This is a genomic window from Mycobacterium sp. MAC_080597_8934, from assembly GCF_000523975.1.
Classification (GTDB): Bacteria; Actinomycetota; Actinomycetes; order Mycobacteriales; family Mycobacteriaceae; genus Mycobacterium; species Mycobacterium avium.
In genome coordinates, this window is the sequence record NZ_JAOS01000023.1 from 39,090 (window position 1) to 54,370 (window position 15,281).

Below are 15,281 nucleotides of genomic sequence, written 5' to 3' on the forward strand. Positions count from 1 at the left end.
ACATGTCCTGCGTGTTCTGTGCGATCGTCGCCGGGGAGGCTCCGGCCATCCGGATCTACGAAGACGACGACTACCTGGCGATCCTCGACATCCGCCCGTTCACCCGCGGCCACACGCTGGTGCTGCCGAAGCGGCACAGCGTCGACCTCACCGACACCCCGCCGGAGACGCTGGCCGGGATGGTGACCCTGGGCCAGCGCATCGCCCGGGCCGCCCGCAGCACGGAGCTGGCCGACGCCACCAACATCGCGATCAACGACGGCAGCGCCGCCTTCCAGACGGTCTTCCACATCCACCTGCACGTCCTGCCGCGCCGCAACGGCGACAAGCTGTCGGTGGCCAAGGGAATGCTGCTGCGCCGCGATCCCGACCGCGACGCCACCGGCCAGATCCTGCGCCTGGCGCTGGCCCGCATCGACGCCAATCAGCCGGACTGAGCCCGCCTCGGCCGCCCGCACGCCGCGCCCAACCCTGTCAAAGCCGCACTCCGCGCACGTCGGCAGCGGTTTAATTCCCTGTAACTCGTGGTGAGGTCGATTACCACAGCTAAGGGATGGCTGGAGCGGCGATGAAGCGCTGGGCGGTGAATCCGTGGCGGCGGTCGGGGGTGCCCGCGCGCGTGGGCTGGCTGCTGGCCGGCGGGTACGGCACGGCCGCCCTGCTGGTGCTGCTCTCGTCCGTCCGCGGGTGGCGCGGCCCGTACGGCACCCGGCCGGTCGACGACCTCGTCATGTTTGTGTGCCTGGCCGTCGCGGCGATGTGCGCCGCGCGGGCGGCCCGGGCCGCGTCCGGACGGCGCCGGTACGGCTGGTTGGCGCTGACGACCGCGCTGCTCGGCTGGGCGGTGGGCGAGGTCATCTGGGCGGTCTATGACGTCCGCCCCGAATTCGAACACGCCGCCCACCCGGCGGCGGCCGAGATGGTGTTGCTGCTGTTCCCGGTCGGCGCCATGACGTCGTTGGTGCTGCTGTCCCAGCTGTCCCGGCACAGCCCCCGCCGGCTGCTGCTCGACGGCCTCATCGTCGCGACGTCGCTGTTCGTCATCTCCTGGGTGTTCGTCGTCGAGGCGCAGCTGCGCGAACACACCGGCACCCAGGTGGCGACGCTGGCCGAGGTCTTCAACGACATCGTGCTGATGACCACGGCCATCCTGACGCTGTCCCGGGCGCGACCCGGCGACCGGCCCAGCCGCAGCCTGCTGGCCTGTGGCATCGCCACGATCAGCGTCACCGACATCGCGATGGTCTTCTACACCGGCATCGGCAGCTACCACACCGACGACATCGGCGACCTGGCCCGGGTGGCCGGCGTGGGCACCTTGGCGCTGGCCGGGCTGGCCAGCGTGTACGAGCAGCCGGCGCCGGGGTCGCCGGACGAGATCGAGTTCCGGACCCGGCTGTGGCTGCCCTACCTGCCGCTGATCCTGGCCGCCGCGGTGGGGTGGGGGCACGCGGCGGGCAAAGCCATCCACGAACCCATGCTGGCCGCGTTGGGAATCCTGGTGGCCGCCGTGCTGGCGCGGCAGTTCGTGGTCCTGGTCGACAACCAGAATCTGCTGTCGGAGGTCGCGCGGGAGGCCTTCCGCGACAACCTGACCGGCCTGGCCAACCGGGCGCTGTTCGTGCATCGGCTGGAACAGGCCGTCGCGCGCCGGCATCCCGACGGCACGCCCATCGCCGTGCTGTGCCTGGACCTCGACAACTTCAAGGCGGTCAACGACGCCCTGGGCCATCCCGCCGGCGACGAGCTGCTGGTCCGGGTGGCCGAGCGGCTCACCGCGGCGCTGGGCGACAGCGGCACCATCGCCCGGCTCGGCGGCGACGAGTTCGCGGCCGTCATCGAGGCCTCCGTCGACGAATCCCAAGCGGCCGCGCACCGCATCCTCGAGGCGTTCACCGGGGCCATCCTGATCGACGGCATTCCGATCACCGTGCGGCCGAGCATCGGATTCACGGTGTGCACCGGCGCGTCCACCTGCACCGTCGACCAGCTGTTGCGGCACGCCGACCTGGCCATGTATGCGGCCAAACGCGAAGGGGGCCAATGCATTCGCAGCTTCATGCCGGACCTGCCGCTGCCGTACGCGTTCCCGCCGCCGCCCGGCTCGGCCGCACCGACCGCCGTTGCCGCCGTCGCCGCCGGGGGCAACGGCGCGGCCCCGGCGTCGCCGCCCCAGGTCGCGACCGCGGCCACCTCGTCACCCTCCCCGCATGACGCCGCCCGGCGGCCCCCGCGGGGTATTCGGGCCGCCCTCGGGATGCTGGCCATCGGGGTGGTCGCCTTCAGCGTGTCCAGCGTCGCGCATCCGGACGCCGGGCACGGAATCTTCTCGGCGACGGCGCTGTATTCGGCGCTGAACGCCGTCGCCGCCGGGCTGATCGCGCTGCGCGCCTGCCGGATTCCGGCCGACCGGTGGGCGTGGGCGCTGATCGCCGCCGGCATGGCGTGCTCGGCGGTGGGCGACGTCGTGTACGCGGTGTGGGTGCCCGACGGGCGCTCACCGTCGGTGGCCGACCCGGAGTATCTGGCCTACTACCCGTTCGTCTACGCCGGATTGCTGCTGCTGATGCGGGCCCGGCTCAAGCGGCTGCCGATCGCGGTCCAGCTCGACTCGGTGGTGTGCGCGTTGACGTTGGCCGCGGTGGCCGCGGCGCTGACCGCGGGCCCGCTGCACCAGGCGGCGGTGCACGCACCGAAGACGGTGTGGGTGGGGCTGGCCTACCCGTGGTGCGATCTGATGCTGCTGGCCCTGGCGGCCGGCATGCTGCCGATCTTGGGCTGGCGCAACGAGATTCGCTGGGCGCTGCTGGTGGCGGGGCTGGTTTTGTTCGCGGTCGCCGACGGGGCCTACCTGTTCCAGACGGCGGCCGGATCGTATCGGGTCGGTTCCCTGCTGGACGTGTGCTGGCCCGCGTCGTCGGTGCTCATCGCGATGGCGAGCTGGGCGCCGCCGCCCGCCACGGCGACGCAGGCCCGACGCCGTTTCAGCCCCTATGTCACTCCGGTGGCGTCCACCATTGTGGCGCTGGGAGTGATTGTGCTGGCCCATCATTCGCGTTCGGCCGCCACCCTGGCGGCGTTGAGCCTGGTGGTCGGAGCCGGGCGGTTTTCGCTGACCTTCCGCGACGTGAGCCTGCTGCACAGCCACGACCGGCACGCCATGACCGACGAGCTGACCGCGCTGCCCAACCGGCGCCAGCTGGTGACGGCCCTGCAGGGTTTGCCCGGCTCGGCATCGCCCGGCGCCGGTTCGATGCCGAGCCGGGCAAACCCCCGTCGCGCGCTGTTGTTGTTGAGCCTGAGCGACTTTCACGAGATCACCGAATCGATCGGCCGGCAATTCGGCGATGAGCTGCTGTGCCACATCGCGAATCGATTGGCCGGCAGCGTCCGTCGCGACGACCTGCTCGCCCGGGTGGGCGACGACCAGTTCGCCGTGCTGCTGGCCGACGGCGCCAACCTCACCGCCGCGAGCGCTCAGGCGGGCCGGCTGCTCGAGGCGTTGAGCGAACCGATCGCCCTGGATCCGATCACCGTCCAGGTGGACGGCCGCATCGCCATCGCGCTGTGTCCGGATCACTGCGACCATCCCCGGGAGCTGTTGAGCCGCGCCGAAACCGCGCTGGCGCACGCCAAATCGGCGCGAAGCAAGATCGCGGTCTACGACTCCGCGTTCGAGGCCCACCGCGACAACGACACCAACCTCATCGAGGAACTGCGCACCGCGTTGTTCGACACCGACGAGCTGAAACTGCACTACCAGCCCAAGATCGACGGGCGGGACGGCAGCATCCACAGCGTCGAGGCCGTGCTGCGCTGGCAGCATCCCACCCGCGGGACGTTGCTGCCGGAGGAGTTCCTGCCCGTCGCCGAACGCGCCGGGTTGATGCGCAAGATCTCCAACCGCACGCTGAGCATGGCGTTGCAACAGGTCCGCTCCTGGCGCGAAGAGGGTCTGCGCCTCACCGTCGCGGTCAACCTGTCCACCACCAACCTGCTCGACATCGAGCTCGTCGGCACCGTGGAAAGACTGCTCGCCAACTACGACCTGCCCGCGCACGCGCTCATCCTCGAGATCACCGAGAGCGCGCTGGTGGATTCGGTGCGATCCCGCAACACCGTGACCGCGTTGCAGCGCTTGGGAATTCGCATCTCGATCGACGACTACGGCACCGGCTGGTCGTCACTGGCCCGCCTGCAGGAGGTTTCGGTCGACGAGTTGAAGCTGGACCGCATTTTCGTGGCGCGCCTGGCTCACGACGCACGCTCGGTCGCCATCGTGCGGTCCACGGTGGCGCTGGCGGACAACCTGGGCGCCGACCTGGTCGCCGAGGGCGTCGAGAACGAGGACACCTTGGACGCGCTGCGACGCTACGGCTGCAACATCACCCAGGGCTTCGTGCACACCCCGCCGCTGCCGCCCGACGAGCTGCGGGCCTGGATCGCCAGCCACGCGCCGGATCCCAGCCAGTCCCGGGGGTGAGTTCGCCCGGGAGTCAGAACAGCTCCTTGGCCAGCAGCTCCAGCGTCGCGACCCGGGCCGGCGCGGTGGCGGGGTCGGTCCCGCGGCGGGCCGATGCCACCGGATTCACCATCACCTCGTCGACACCGAACCGCTCGGCGAGCGCCCGAACCTGCTCGGCGGCCTCGGCCGGGCCGCCCAACACCGCGCGCCGCAGCCCGCTGTCCACGATGCGCCGCTGCTCGGCGGTGAGCTCGGCGTGCTCGGCCTCCTCGACCAGCGGCACCGGCCCGAGCGGCTGCCCGGTGCGAAGCTTCGCCATCATCTGCAGGTTGGGCAGCATCAAAGCCGTTGCCTCGTCCCGGGTTTCGGCCACTACGGCGTTGACCGTCAAAAAGGTGAGCGGCTCGGGCGTCAGCGCGCTGGGCCGGAACCGCGACCGGTAGACCTCGAGCGCCTCCTCGGTTCCCTTGCCGGAGAAGTGATGGGCGAACACGTAGGGCAACCCCTTGGCGGCGGCCAGGTGCGCGGAGTACATCGACGAGCCCAGCAGCCACAGCCGCGGCTCGCCGGCGGCGGCAGGGGTGGCCCTGAGCCGGTAGTCCCCCGAGCGCAGCGGCACCACCACGCCGCGCGCGCTCATCAACGCCGCCACGTCGTCGAGGTAGTCGGGGAAGCGCTGGATGTCCTCGTCGCCGCGGCCGCCGCGCAGCGCGTAGGAGGTGACCGGATCGGAGCCGGGCGCCCGGCCGATGCCGAGGTCGATCCGGCCCGGCGCGGCGGCCTCCAGCAGCGCGAACTGCTCGGCCACCGCCAGCGGCGCATGGTTGGGCAGCATCACCCCGCCCGAGCCGAGCCGCAGCCGGGTGGTCTGCGGGGCCAGGTACGCGAGCAGCACCGGCGGGCTGGTGGCGCCCACCGACGGCATGTTGTGGTGCTCGGCCACCCAGTAGCGGGTGAAACCGAGCCGATCGGCGGCCTGCGCCAGCGCCACGGTGGCGGCCAGCGCGTCGCCGGTGGTCTGGTCGGTGCGCACCAGGACGAGATCGAGGACGGAAAGACGCACGCTGGCGTCAACGCGCCGGCGCCGGCAAACCTTCCCGGCGCACGGGCACCCGAGGATCAGTAGTCCTTGAGCGTGATCGAGGCGACGATGCGCTCGAACACCTCCTGCGGTATCGGCGCGCCGCCCGGGATGTTGTCCACCACCAGCCATTGGTTGCGCTGGACGTAGTCGGCGAACTCGCGGTGATAGTTGGCGAAACCGGCTTCATGGTCCTCACCGGCCGCCTTCAGCTCGCCGGCCAGGATGTAGGCGCCCAGCAGCGCGACGCTGGTGCCCTGCCCGGACAGCGGCGAGCAGCAGTACCCGGCGTCGCCGACCAGCGCCACCCGGCCGCGCGACCAGCGGTCCATCTTGATCTGCGACATTTCGTCGAAGTAGAAGTCCGGCGCGGTCCGCATGTACTCCAGCAGCTGCGGGCGCACCCATCCCTCAGCGGCCATCCGCCGCTCCAGCTCGGCGAATTGCGCCTCGGTGTCGCGGTAGTCGAGGCGCAGCTCGGCGTCCATGAAGCCCAGCATGGCCCGGGCCTCGGCGTTGTCGCGGGCGCTGTACACCCCGGCCATGGTGGAGTCCCCGTAGTGCCACATCTGCCAGTAGTCCAGGCCCAGGAAATTGGGCACGGTAAAGATCGCCGCGTGCGTGCCCAACCGCTCGATGAACTCGTCTTCCGGCCCGAACACCAGGCGCCGCACGTTGGAGTGCAAGCCGTCCGCGCCGATCACCAGGTCGAAATCGCGCGGGGCGGCGCGCTCGAAGCTGACGCGGACCGCCGCGCCCCCGTCGTCGAGCGCGGTGATGGTGTCGTCGAACAGGTACTCGGCGGTCCATTGGCTTGCGCCGTAAAGCAATTCGACCAAGTCGTCGCGCAACAACTCGATGTCGGTGCTCTCGATCGGCCCGCCGGTGGGGCCAGAAATCGCGGCTTCGGTGTCCCGGGACAGCTCGTTGCCGTCCCGGTCGACGACCGAGGAGCCCCGGATCTGCGTCTTGCGCTTCGCCGCGGCGGCCAGCAGCCCCATGCGCTCCAGCACGCCCAGCGCCGGTCCGCGCACGTCGATGGCCTGACCACCCGGCCGGGGCCCGCGATGGCGCTCCACCACGGTCACCGAATGGCCATGGCGCCCAAGCCAAAAGGCCGCCGCCGTACCGGCCACGCTGGCACCGGACACCAGCACGTCAGACATGACAACTCACTTGATCCCCGCCAGTCCTTTTGCGTCGCGGAAGACGTCGTCGAGCATTGCTGGTGTCAACCTACCGGTGAACATGTTCTGCTGGCTGGGGTGGTAGCAGCCGAGCAGCCGCACACCGGCCGCCAGCTCGGCGACGACGCCGTGCCCGAACCGGGGCTTGCGCGCGGCCGGCACGCCCGGTAGCCGCAGCGCGATCTGCCAGCCGAAGCCGCCCAGGGCCACCACCACCCGGACATGCTCGGAGATCAGCCGCCATTCGGCCTGCAGCCAGGGCCAGCAGGTGTCCCGCTCGACGGGCGTCGGGGCATTGGCCGGCGGGGCACAGTGCACCGGCGCGACGATGCGAATGTGCTTGGTGCGCAACCCATCCGCCGCGTCGACACTGGTCGGCTGGTTCACCAGACCGGCCCGGTACAGCGCCGCGTACAACTGGTCGCCCGAGCGGTCGCCGGTGAACATCCGGCCGGTCCGGTTGGCGCCGTGCGCGGCGGGCGCCAACCCGACGATCAGCAGCCGGGGCCGCGCCGATCCCCAGCTGGGCACCGGCCGGCCCCAATACGGTTGGTCGGCGAAGGCGCGGCGTTTGACCACCGCGACCTCCTCGCGCCACTCGACCAGCCGCGGGCAGGCCCGGCACACGCTGACCAGCGCGTCGAGTTCGGGAATCGCGCCGGCGTGGCGGGCCAACGCGATCACCTGATCGGCATCGGCGGCCACCGGGGTCTGCGGGGTGGCCGGATCCCCCGGCCATCCGCTACCGGCCGGCACCGGCGAGTCGAACGCCTGGCCGGTACGCGGATGCTCGAGCACACCAACATCCTGCATTCGCGGCCGGCCACCGCGAAATTCAGTGGCCGCCGCGCGGGGTATGCGGTTACATTCTCCCCGCGATCCCCATGCCTGACACGAGCCGCGGCCCGGCCCTTTTGATCTTGTTCGCAACGCTGCTTGCGACGGCGGGCACCGGCATATCGATCGTCGCTTTCCCGTGGCTCGCGTTGCAGCACCGGCACAGCGCCACCGACGCGTCGATCGTGGCCGCGGCCATGACCCTGCCGTTGGTGCTCGCCACATTGATCGCGGGCACCGCGGTCGACTTCTTCGGGCGCCGCCGGGTGTCGCTGGTCTGCGATTGGCTGTCCGGTGCGGCGGTGACGGCGGTGCCGCTGACCGCCTGGATCTTCGGCGCCGCGGCCATCGACGTCGCCGAGCTGGCCGTATTGGCCTTCTGCGCCGCCGCTTTCGACCCGGCCGGGATGACGGCGCGCCAGTCCATGCTGCCCGAGGCCGCCGCGCGGGCCGGCTGGTCGCTGGACCGCACCAACAGCAGCTACGAGGCGATGCTGAATCTGGCTTTCATCGTGGGCCCGGGGCTGGGCGGCTTGCTGATCGCCACGCTGGGCGGCATCAACACGATGTGGGTGACGGCGGGTTGTTTCGCCTTGTCCTTCTTGGCAATTGGGGCGCTACGGCTCGAAGGTGCCGGCAAACCGCCGCGGGCGACCCGCCCGGTCGGGCTGGTGACCGGCATCGCCGAGGGCGTGCGGTTCGTCTGGAACCTGCGGGTGCTGCGCACGCTGGGGCTGATCGACCTGGCCGTGACCGCGCTGTATCTGCCTATGGAAAGCGTGTTGTTCCCCAAGTATTTCGCCGATCAGCACCAGCCGGCCCAGTTGGGTTGGGCGCTGATGGCGCTGGCGCTGGGCGGGGTGGCGGGCGCGCTGGGCTATGGCGTGCTGTCAGCACGGCTGCGGCGGCGGACGGCGGTGCTGACGGCGACGCTCACCTTCGGGGCGACGACGGCCGGTATCGCGGTGCTGCCGCCGTTGCCCGTGATCCTGGGGCTGTGCGCCGTCACCGGCGTGGTGTACGGCCCGATCCAGCCGATCTATAACTTCGTCATGCAGACCCGGGCGCCGCATCACCTGCGGGGCCGGGTGGTCGGGGTGATGGCCGGACTGACCTACGCGGCGGGGCCGCTGGGCCTGTTGGTCGCCGGCCCACTGGCCGACGCCGCCGGCCTGAAGGCCACCTTTTTGACCTTGGCGGTGCCGATCCTGGCGATCGGTGTCGTGGCCTGCGGCCTGCCGTCGCTGCGCGAACTGGACCGGGCACCGCAGTTCGCCGACGACCCGGGTCCGTGAGGCGGGCTTAGGATCGGGCGGTGAGCTCCGAAGCCTTGGCCAGCCTGATCGCCGACCTGCCCGACGGGACTGTGGTCACCGACCCGACGGTGACCGAGGGCTACCGCCAGGACCGCGCGTTCGACCCGTCGGCCGGAAAACCGCTGGCCGTGGTGCGGCCGCGGCGCACCGAGGAGGTGCAGACCGTGCTGCGCTGGGCGAGCGCGCACGGCGTCCCGGTGGTGACCCGCGGGGCCGGCAGCGGCCTGTCCGGCGGTGCGACCGCCCTGGACAACGGCATCGTGCTCTCGACGGAGAAGATGCGCGACATCACCGTCGACCCGGTGACCCGCACGGCGGTCTGCCAGCCGGGGCTGTTCAACGCCGAGGTGAAGAAGGCGGCCGCCGAGCACGGCCTGTGGTATCCGCCGGACCCGTCGTCGTTCGAGATCTGCAGCATCGGCGGCAACATCGCCACCAACGCCGGCGGCCTGTGCTGCGTGAAGTACGGCGTGACCACCGACTACGTGCTGGGCATGCAGGTGGTGCTGGCCGACGGCACCGCCGTTCGGCTCGGCGGGCCGCGGCTCAAGGACGTCGCGGGGCTGTCGTTGACGAAGCTGTTCGTCGGCAGCGAGGGCACCCTGGGCGTCATCACCGAGGTGACGCTGCGGCTGGTGCCCAAGCAGAACACCTCCAGCGTCGTGGTGGCCAGCTTCGCCACGGTCGAGGATGCGGTCGGCGCGGTGCTCGGCGTCACCGGGCGGCTGCGCCCGTCGATGCTGGAGTTCATGGACTCCGTCGCGATCAACGCCGTCGAGGACACCCTGCGGATGGACCTGGACCGCGGCGCGGCCGCGATGCTGGTCGCCGGGTCCGACGAGCGTGGCCGCGCCGGCAGCGAGGACGCCGAGATCATGGCCAAGGTGTTCGCGGAAAACGCTGCGACGGAAGTGTTTTCGACCGACGACCCGGACGAGGGCGAAGCGTTCGTCGTCGCCCGCCGATTCTGCATTCCGGCCGTGGAGGCCAAGGGGTCGTTGCTGCTCGAAGACGTCGGGGTGCCGCTTCCGGCGCTGGGCCGGCTGGTCACCGGGATCGCGGCCATCGCCGCCGAACGTGACCTGATGATCTCGGTGATCGCCCACGCCGGCGACGGCAACACCCACCCGTTGATCGTCTACGACCCCGCCGATGCCGACATGACCGAGCGCGCACACCTGGCGTTCGGCGAGATCATGGACCTGGCCGTCGGCCTGGGCGGCACCATCACCGGCGAGCACGGCGTCGGCCGGCTGAAGCGGCCCTGGCTGGCCGGCTACCTGGGGCCCGAGGTGATGGACCTCAACCGGCGGATCAAGCAGGCGCTGGACCCGCAGGGCATCTTGAACCCCGGCTCGGGGATCTGAGCTGTTTGTTGCCAAGTTGGCGCCGAGCGTCACGCTAGCGTGGCTTCGCCCGCCGAGCGTCACGCCAGCGTGACGGGAGGCCACGACGGGGTTGACACAGCGCCCGTAACTGTCGTACGAATGAGACATGACATCGACTGTGTCTCACAACGTGCCGGTGGCGTTCGAGTTGCCCAACGCCGACACCTGGGCCGACCCGTGGCCGATGTACCGCGCGCTGCGTGACCACGACCCGGTGCACCACGTCGTCCCGCCCAAGCGCCCGGAGCACGACTACTACGTGCTGTCCCGGCACGCCGACGTGTGGGCCGCGGCCCGCGACCACGAAACCTTCTCCTCGGCGAAGGGTTTGACGGTCAACTATGACGACCTGGAACTCATTGGGCTGCAAGACAATCCGCCGTTCGTGATGCAGGACCCACCGGTGCACACCGAGTTTCGCAAGCTGGTGTCGCGCGGCTTCACGCCGCGGCAGGTCGAGGCGGTGGAGCCCAAGGTGCGCGACTTCGTGGTCGAGCGCATCGAACGGCTGCGCGCGGCCGGCGGCGGGGACATCGTCGCCGAGCTGTTCAAACCGCTGCCGTCGATGGTCGTCGCCCACTATCTCGGTGTGCCCGAGGAAGATCGGGCACAATTCGACGGCTGGACCGAGGCCATCGTGGCGGCCAACACGGCCGACGGCGGTGTCGCCGGCGCGCTGGGCAGTGCGGGCGATGCGGTCACGTCGATGATGGCCTACTTCACCGGGCTGATCGAGCGGCGCCGGACCGACCCCGAGGACGACACCATCTCGCATCTGGTGTCCGCCGGGGTGGGCGCCGACGGCGACATCGCCGGCACCCTGTCGGTGCTGGCCTTCACGTTCACCATGGTCACCGGCGGCAACGACACCACCACCGGAATGCTCGGCGGGTCAATGCCTTTGCTGCACCAGCGGCCCGACCAAAGGCAGCGGCTGGTCGACGAGCCGGAGCTGATCCCCGACGCCGTCGAGGAGCTGCTGCGGCTGACCTCGCCGGTGCAGGGGCTGGCCCGCACCACCACCCGGGACGTGACGATCGGCCGGACCACCATCCCGGCCGGGCGCCGGGTGCTGCTGCTGTACGGGTCGGCCAACCGCGACGAACGCCAGTACGGGCCCGACGCCGGCGAACTCGACGTCGCCCGCTGTCCGCGCAACATCCTCACGTTCAGCCACGGCGCGCACCACTGCCTGGGCGCGGCCGCCGCGCGGATGCAGTCGCGGGTCGCGCTGACCGAGCTGCTGGCCCGCTGCCCCGACTTCGAGGTGGACGAGTCGGGCATCGTGTGGGCGGGCGGCAACTACGTCCGGCGACCGCTGTCGGTGCCGATCCGGGTGAAGTCCTGATGCCCGGCGCGCGCAGGAGCACCGACTGGCTTTCCGGACACCGCAACGAGGCGGCCGTCGACCGGATCCTCGACGCGGCCCAGGAGCTCTACACCCAGCGCGATTCGGAATCCATCGGCATGAACGAAATCGCCAGGGCCGCAGGGTGTTCCCGCGCCACACTGTACCGGTACTTCGAGAACCGGGAGGCGCTGCGCACCGCGTATGTGCACCGCGAGGCCAACCGGCTGGGCCGGGCGATCATGGAACAGATCGACGGCATCGACGAGCCCCGCCAGCGGCTGACCGCGAGCATCACCACCACCTTGCGGATGGTCCGCGGCAACCCCGCGCTGGCGTCGTGGTTCGCCGTCACCCGCCCGCCCATCGCCGGTGAGCTGGCCGAACACTCCGAGGTGATCACCGCCCTGGCCGCCGCGTTCGTCGGCTCGCTGGGCCCGGAAGAGCCCGCCGTCGTCGAGCGCCGGGCACGCTGGGTGGTCCGGGTGATCACGTCGCTGCTGCTGTTTCCCGGACACGACGAGGCCGACGAGCGGGCGATGATCGAAGAGTTCGTCGTCCCGATCGTGACGCCGGTGTCCGCCCGCGGCTAAGCCCGCAGGTCGCGTCGGGCCGGCCCGCAGCCGGTGTTCGAAGTGCCCGCCTCTGAGCGACAACCTGTTGGTGCGCTCGCACCCGTAACCGAGTTGTCGCTGTGAGGCGGGCATATCGCCTGTCCGCTCTCGGAGAGGCTGCTGTGGCCCATGTGACGAAGGGTGCGCGACGACGGGCGCCTGCCGGCTCAGTCGCGCACCCGGGTGAACCGGTGCAGCAGCCACGCCAACGGGATCGTCAGGACCAGCGTCGCGACGAACAGGTTCAGCATCGAGCCGGTGTAGACGCGGGCGCCGACGATGTAGTCCATCGCGAATTCCATGGTGATCAAATGGATCAGGAAGATCTCGTAGGAGATCTCCCCCAGCCACACCATCGGGCGGCTGGCCAGCAGCCGCGAATACCACCCGTGATCGCCCAGCGCCAGCGGCGCCACGGCGAGGGCGGCGATCACGGCGTAGAAGCAGGCCTTGAACAACGCCTCGCTCAGCGTGGCCGGTGACGTCGTGGGCGCGCCGGCGATCGGGGTGGAGACGATGAAATAACTGACCACCGCCAGCGGGATGGCCACGAAACCGTAGGCGCGCGCGCCCATTTCCTGCAGCACCGTCAGCATCATGCCGGCCAGGAACCAGGCCAGGTAGGTGGGCAGCCACAGCCGGGCGCCGTCGGGAAACCAGTGATCGGTGTGCACCAGCACCAGCCAGGCCGGGCTGACCAAGGCCAGCCCCGCCAGCGCGCCCAGCACCAGCTTCGGCTGCCACTGCCGCCGGCAGACCAGCACCAGCAGCAGGTAGGCCAGTAGCGGCAGGATGACGTAGAAGGACGCCTCCACGGCCAGGCTCCACATCTGGGTCAGCCCCTGATGCAGATACTTGCCCAGGTAGCCGTTGCAGTAGATCTGGGTGAGCGTCAGGTTGCGCGCCAGACCCAGCCAGCTGTGCCCGGGATTGGGACCAGCCTCGCGGAAGTGGTACAGCACGTAGGCGAACAGCACCGTGATGACGTAGGGGGGCATGATGCGCCGAACCCGGTGCCACACATAGCGACTCAGCGACGGCGGTGGGCCGCCGGTGGCCGCGGACTTCACCCACGGCCGGAACAGCAGGTAGCCGGAGAGCACGAAGAAGATGGGCACCCCGATCTCCATGCGGGAACCGACCAACCCCCAATACCCGTGCGTGTACTTGCCGGTGGTGTAGGCCGCGTGGGTGCCGACGACGAGCAGCGCGGCGACCGCACGGACCCCGGTCAGCGAGGCGACGCGGTCGACGCGAGAGGTCTGCTCGAGCCCGCCCTGGGCGTCTTGTTCTTCCGACAGCGTCATCCGCCGTATTTCCTGCGTGGTTTCCCGCCGTCCCGACCGCGCGCCTTGGCCGCCGCCCGGTCCGGCTGGAGGTTGATCAGCACTCCGGAGATTCGGGTCTGCTCAAGCCTTTTCAGCGTCGACTTGGGCAGCTTGGCCGGCAACTCCACCAGCGAGAAGTCGGGTCCGATGGCGATGTGGCCGAAATCGCTGCGATGCAGCCCGCCCTCGTTGGCGATGGCGCCCACGATCGCGCCCGGACCGATCTTGTGCCGTTTGCCCACCGCGATGCGGTAGGTGGCCAACGGCCTTGTGCTCCTGGGTTTCTCGGTGCGCTCGCGCCGTTCGGTGTGCCGTTCGCGTCGCTCCCGCGGCGGTTCGGGCGCCATCAGGAACTCCTCGCCGTCGCGTGACTGCACGGCCAGCGCGGCGGCGATGTCGGCCATCGGGACGTCGTGCTCGCGTTCGTAGTCCTGAACCAACTTGCGGAACAGATCGATGCCGGGAGCGCCGAGCGCGGCGGTGATGGAGTCGGCGAACTTGGCCACCCGCTGGGCGTTGACGTCCTCGACGGTGGGCAGCTCGGCTTCGGTGAGCGGCTGGCGGGTCGCCTTCTCAATGGCCTTGAGCAGGTGGCGTTCTCGCGGGGAGACGAACAGCAGCGCGGTTCCCGAGCGTCCCGCCCGGCCGGTGCGGCCGATCCGGTGCACGTAGGACTCGGTGTCGTGCGGGATGTCGTAGTTGAGCACGTGTGAGATCCGTTCGACGTCCAGGCCGCGGGCGGCCACGTCGGTGGCGACCAGGATGTCGATGCCGCCGTCCTTGAGGGCGGCGACGGTCCGCTCACGCTGGCCCTGCGGGATGTCCCCGTTGATCGCGGCCGCCGAGAAGCCGCGCGCCCTGAGCCTTTCGGCGACCTCCTCGGTGGCCTGTTTGGTCCGGACGAACACGATCATCGCCTCGAACGGCTCGACCTCCAGCACCCGGGTCAGCGCGTCCATTTTGCGCGGACCGGCGACCTGGATGTAGCGCTGCGAAATGTTCTCGGCGGTCGTGGTTTTCGCTTTGGTGCTGACCTCGAGGGGATCGTGCAGATACTTGGCGGTGAGCTTGCGGATCGCGGGCGGCATGGTCGCCGAGAACAGCGCGACCTGCTTGTATTCCGGGGTCTCGGACAGGATGCGGTCGACCTCTTCGGCAAACCCCATGGTGAGCATCTCGTCGGCCTCGTCGAGCACCAGGTAGTCGACGTGCGACAGGTCCAGCGTGCCGCGCTCGAGGTGGTCGATCACCCGGCCCGGCGTGCCGACCACCACGTGGGCGCCGCGTTTCAATCCGGCCAGCTGCACGGCGTAGGAGGAGCCGCCGTAGATCGGCAGCACGTTGATCTTCGGCAGATGCGCGCCGTAGCGGCTGAACGCCTCGGCCACCTGCAACGCCAGCTCCCGGGTGGGCGCCAGCACCAGCGCCTGGGTGGCGGTGCTGGCGACGTCGATCTTGGACAGGATCGGGATCGCGAACGCGGCCGTCTTGCCGGTGCCGGTCTGGGCCAGCCCGACGACGTCGGAGCCGGCCATCAACGCCGGGATGGTCGCGGCCTGGATGCCGGTGGGCGTCTCGTAGCCGACGTCGGCGATCGCCCGCAAAACCGAGGGATGGATCTGCAGGTCGGCAAATGTCGGGGAGGCAGCCTCAGTCGAGCTGTCCGGGAGGGTCATCGCCCATGGAGTCTAGTGGTCGCGCCGCGCCCGGTGCGGCC

General features: G+C 70.3%; 11 protein-coding genes. 6 read left to right on the forward strand and 5 right to left on the reverse strand.

Going from position 1 to position 15,281, the window contains the following annotated elements:
• Positions 1-2 precede the first annotated feature (2 nt).
• Complete coding sequence (locus NF20_RS12865; protein WP_003875571.1) at positions 3-437, forward strand: HIT family protein; 435 nt, start codon at positions 3-5, stop codon at positions 435-437.
• A gap of 116 nt (positions 438-553) precedes the next feature.
• Positions 554-4,483 carry a bifunctional diguanylate cyclase/phosphodiesterase gene (locus NF20_RS12870; RefSeq protein ID WP_255343258.1) on the forward strand — a complete coding sequence of 1,310 codons (3,930 nt, stop codon included), beginning with the start codon at positions 554-556 and terminating at the stop codon, positions 4,481-4,483.
• Between the two features lie 13 nt (positions 4,484-4,496).
• Here the strand turns inward: NF20_RS12870 and NF20_RS12875 are convergent, their stop codons facing one another.
• From NF20_RS12875 to NF20_RS12885, 3 genes are read right to left on the reverse strand one after another with little or no spacing between them, the layout of a single operon-like run.
• Complete coding sequence (locus tag NF20_RS12875; protein ID WP_033711625.1) at positions 4,497-5,528, reverse strand: LLM class flavin-dependent oxidoreductase; 1,032 nt, start codon at positions 5,526-5,528, stop codon at positions 4,497-4,499.
• 56 nt (positions 5,529-5,584) lie between these two features.
• The gene (locus NF20_RS12880) at positions 5,585-6,712 is read right to left on the reverse strand and encodes an FAD-binding protein (RefSeq protein WP_033711624.1); all 1,128 of its coding nucleotides are present in this window, start codon (positions 6,710-6,712) and stop codon (positions 5,585-5,587) included.
• Between the two features lie 6 nt (positions 6,713-6,718).
• Positions 6,719-7,546, reverse strand: coding sequence for a uracil-DNA glycosylase (locus tag NF20_RS12885; RefSeq protein WP_033711623.1), 828 nt, complete (start codon positions 7,544-7,546; stop codon positions 6,719-6,721).
• Between the two features lie 71 nt (positions 7,547-7,617).
• Here NF20_RS12885 and NF20_RS12890 point away from each other — a divergent pair, with 71 nt between their 5' ends.
• The 4 genes from NF20_RS12890 (at position 7,618) to NF20_RS12905 (ending at position 12,215) form a co-directional block, all read left to right on the forward strand.
• Positions 7,618-8,865, forward strand: a complete 1,248-nt coding sequence (locus tag NF20_RS12890; protein ID WP_023897566.1) for an MFS transporter — start codon at positions 7,618-7,620, stop codon at positions 8,863-8,865.
• Positions 8,866-8,885: 20 nt separating this feature from the next.
• On the forward strand, positions 8,886-10,253 hold the full coding sequence (locus tag NF20_RS12895; protein ID WP_003878433.1) for an FAD-binding oxidoreductase: 1,368 nt from the start codon (positions 8,886-8,888) through the stop codon (positions 10,251-10,253).
• A gap of 127 nt (positions 10,254-10,380) precedes the next feature.
• A complete protein-coding gene (locus tag NF20_RS12900) occupies positions 10,381-11,622 on the forward strand; it encodes a cytochrome P450 (protein ID WP_031354714.1) in 1,242 nt (413 codons plus the stop codon).
• Positions 11,622-12,215, forward strand: a complete 594-nt coding sequence (locus tag NF20_RS12905; RefSeq protein WP_003875562.1) for a TetR/AcrR family transcriptional regulator — start codon at positions 11,622-11,624, stop codon at positions 12,213-12,215. The genes NF20_RS12900 and NF20_RS12905 overlap by 1 nt, the downstream gene beginning before the upstream one ends.
• A gap of 188 nt (positions 12,216-12,403) precedes the next feature.
• On the opposite strand, the gene NF20_RS12910 is transcribed toward NF20_RS12905, so the two are convergent.
• Both NF20_RS12910 and NF20_RS12915 read right to left on the reverse strand, forming a co-directional pair.
• A complete protein-coding gene (locus NF20_RS12910) occupies positions 12,404-13,543 on the reverse strand; it encodes an acyltransferase family protein (protein ID WP_011724116.1) in 1,140 nt (379 codons plus the stop codon).
• Positions 13,540-15,240 (reverse strand): DEAD/DEAH box helicase, encoded by a 1,701-nt coding sequence (locus NF20_RS12915; RefSeq protein WP_011724115.1) that lies wholly within the window; start codon positions 15,238-15,240, stop codon positions 13,540-13,542. Before NF20_RS12915 ends, NF20_RS12910 begins: the two co-directional genes overlap by 4 nt.
• Positions 15,241-15,281 lie beyond the last annotated feature (41 nt).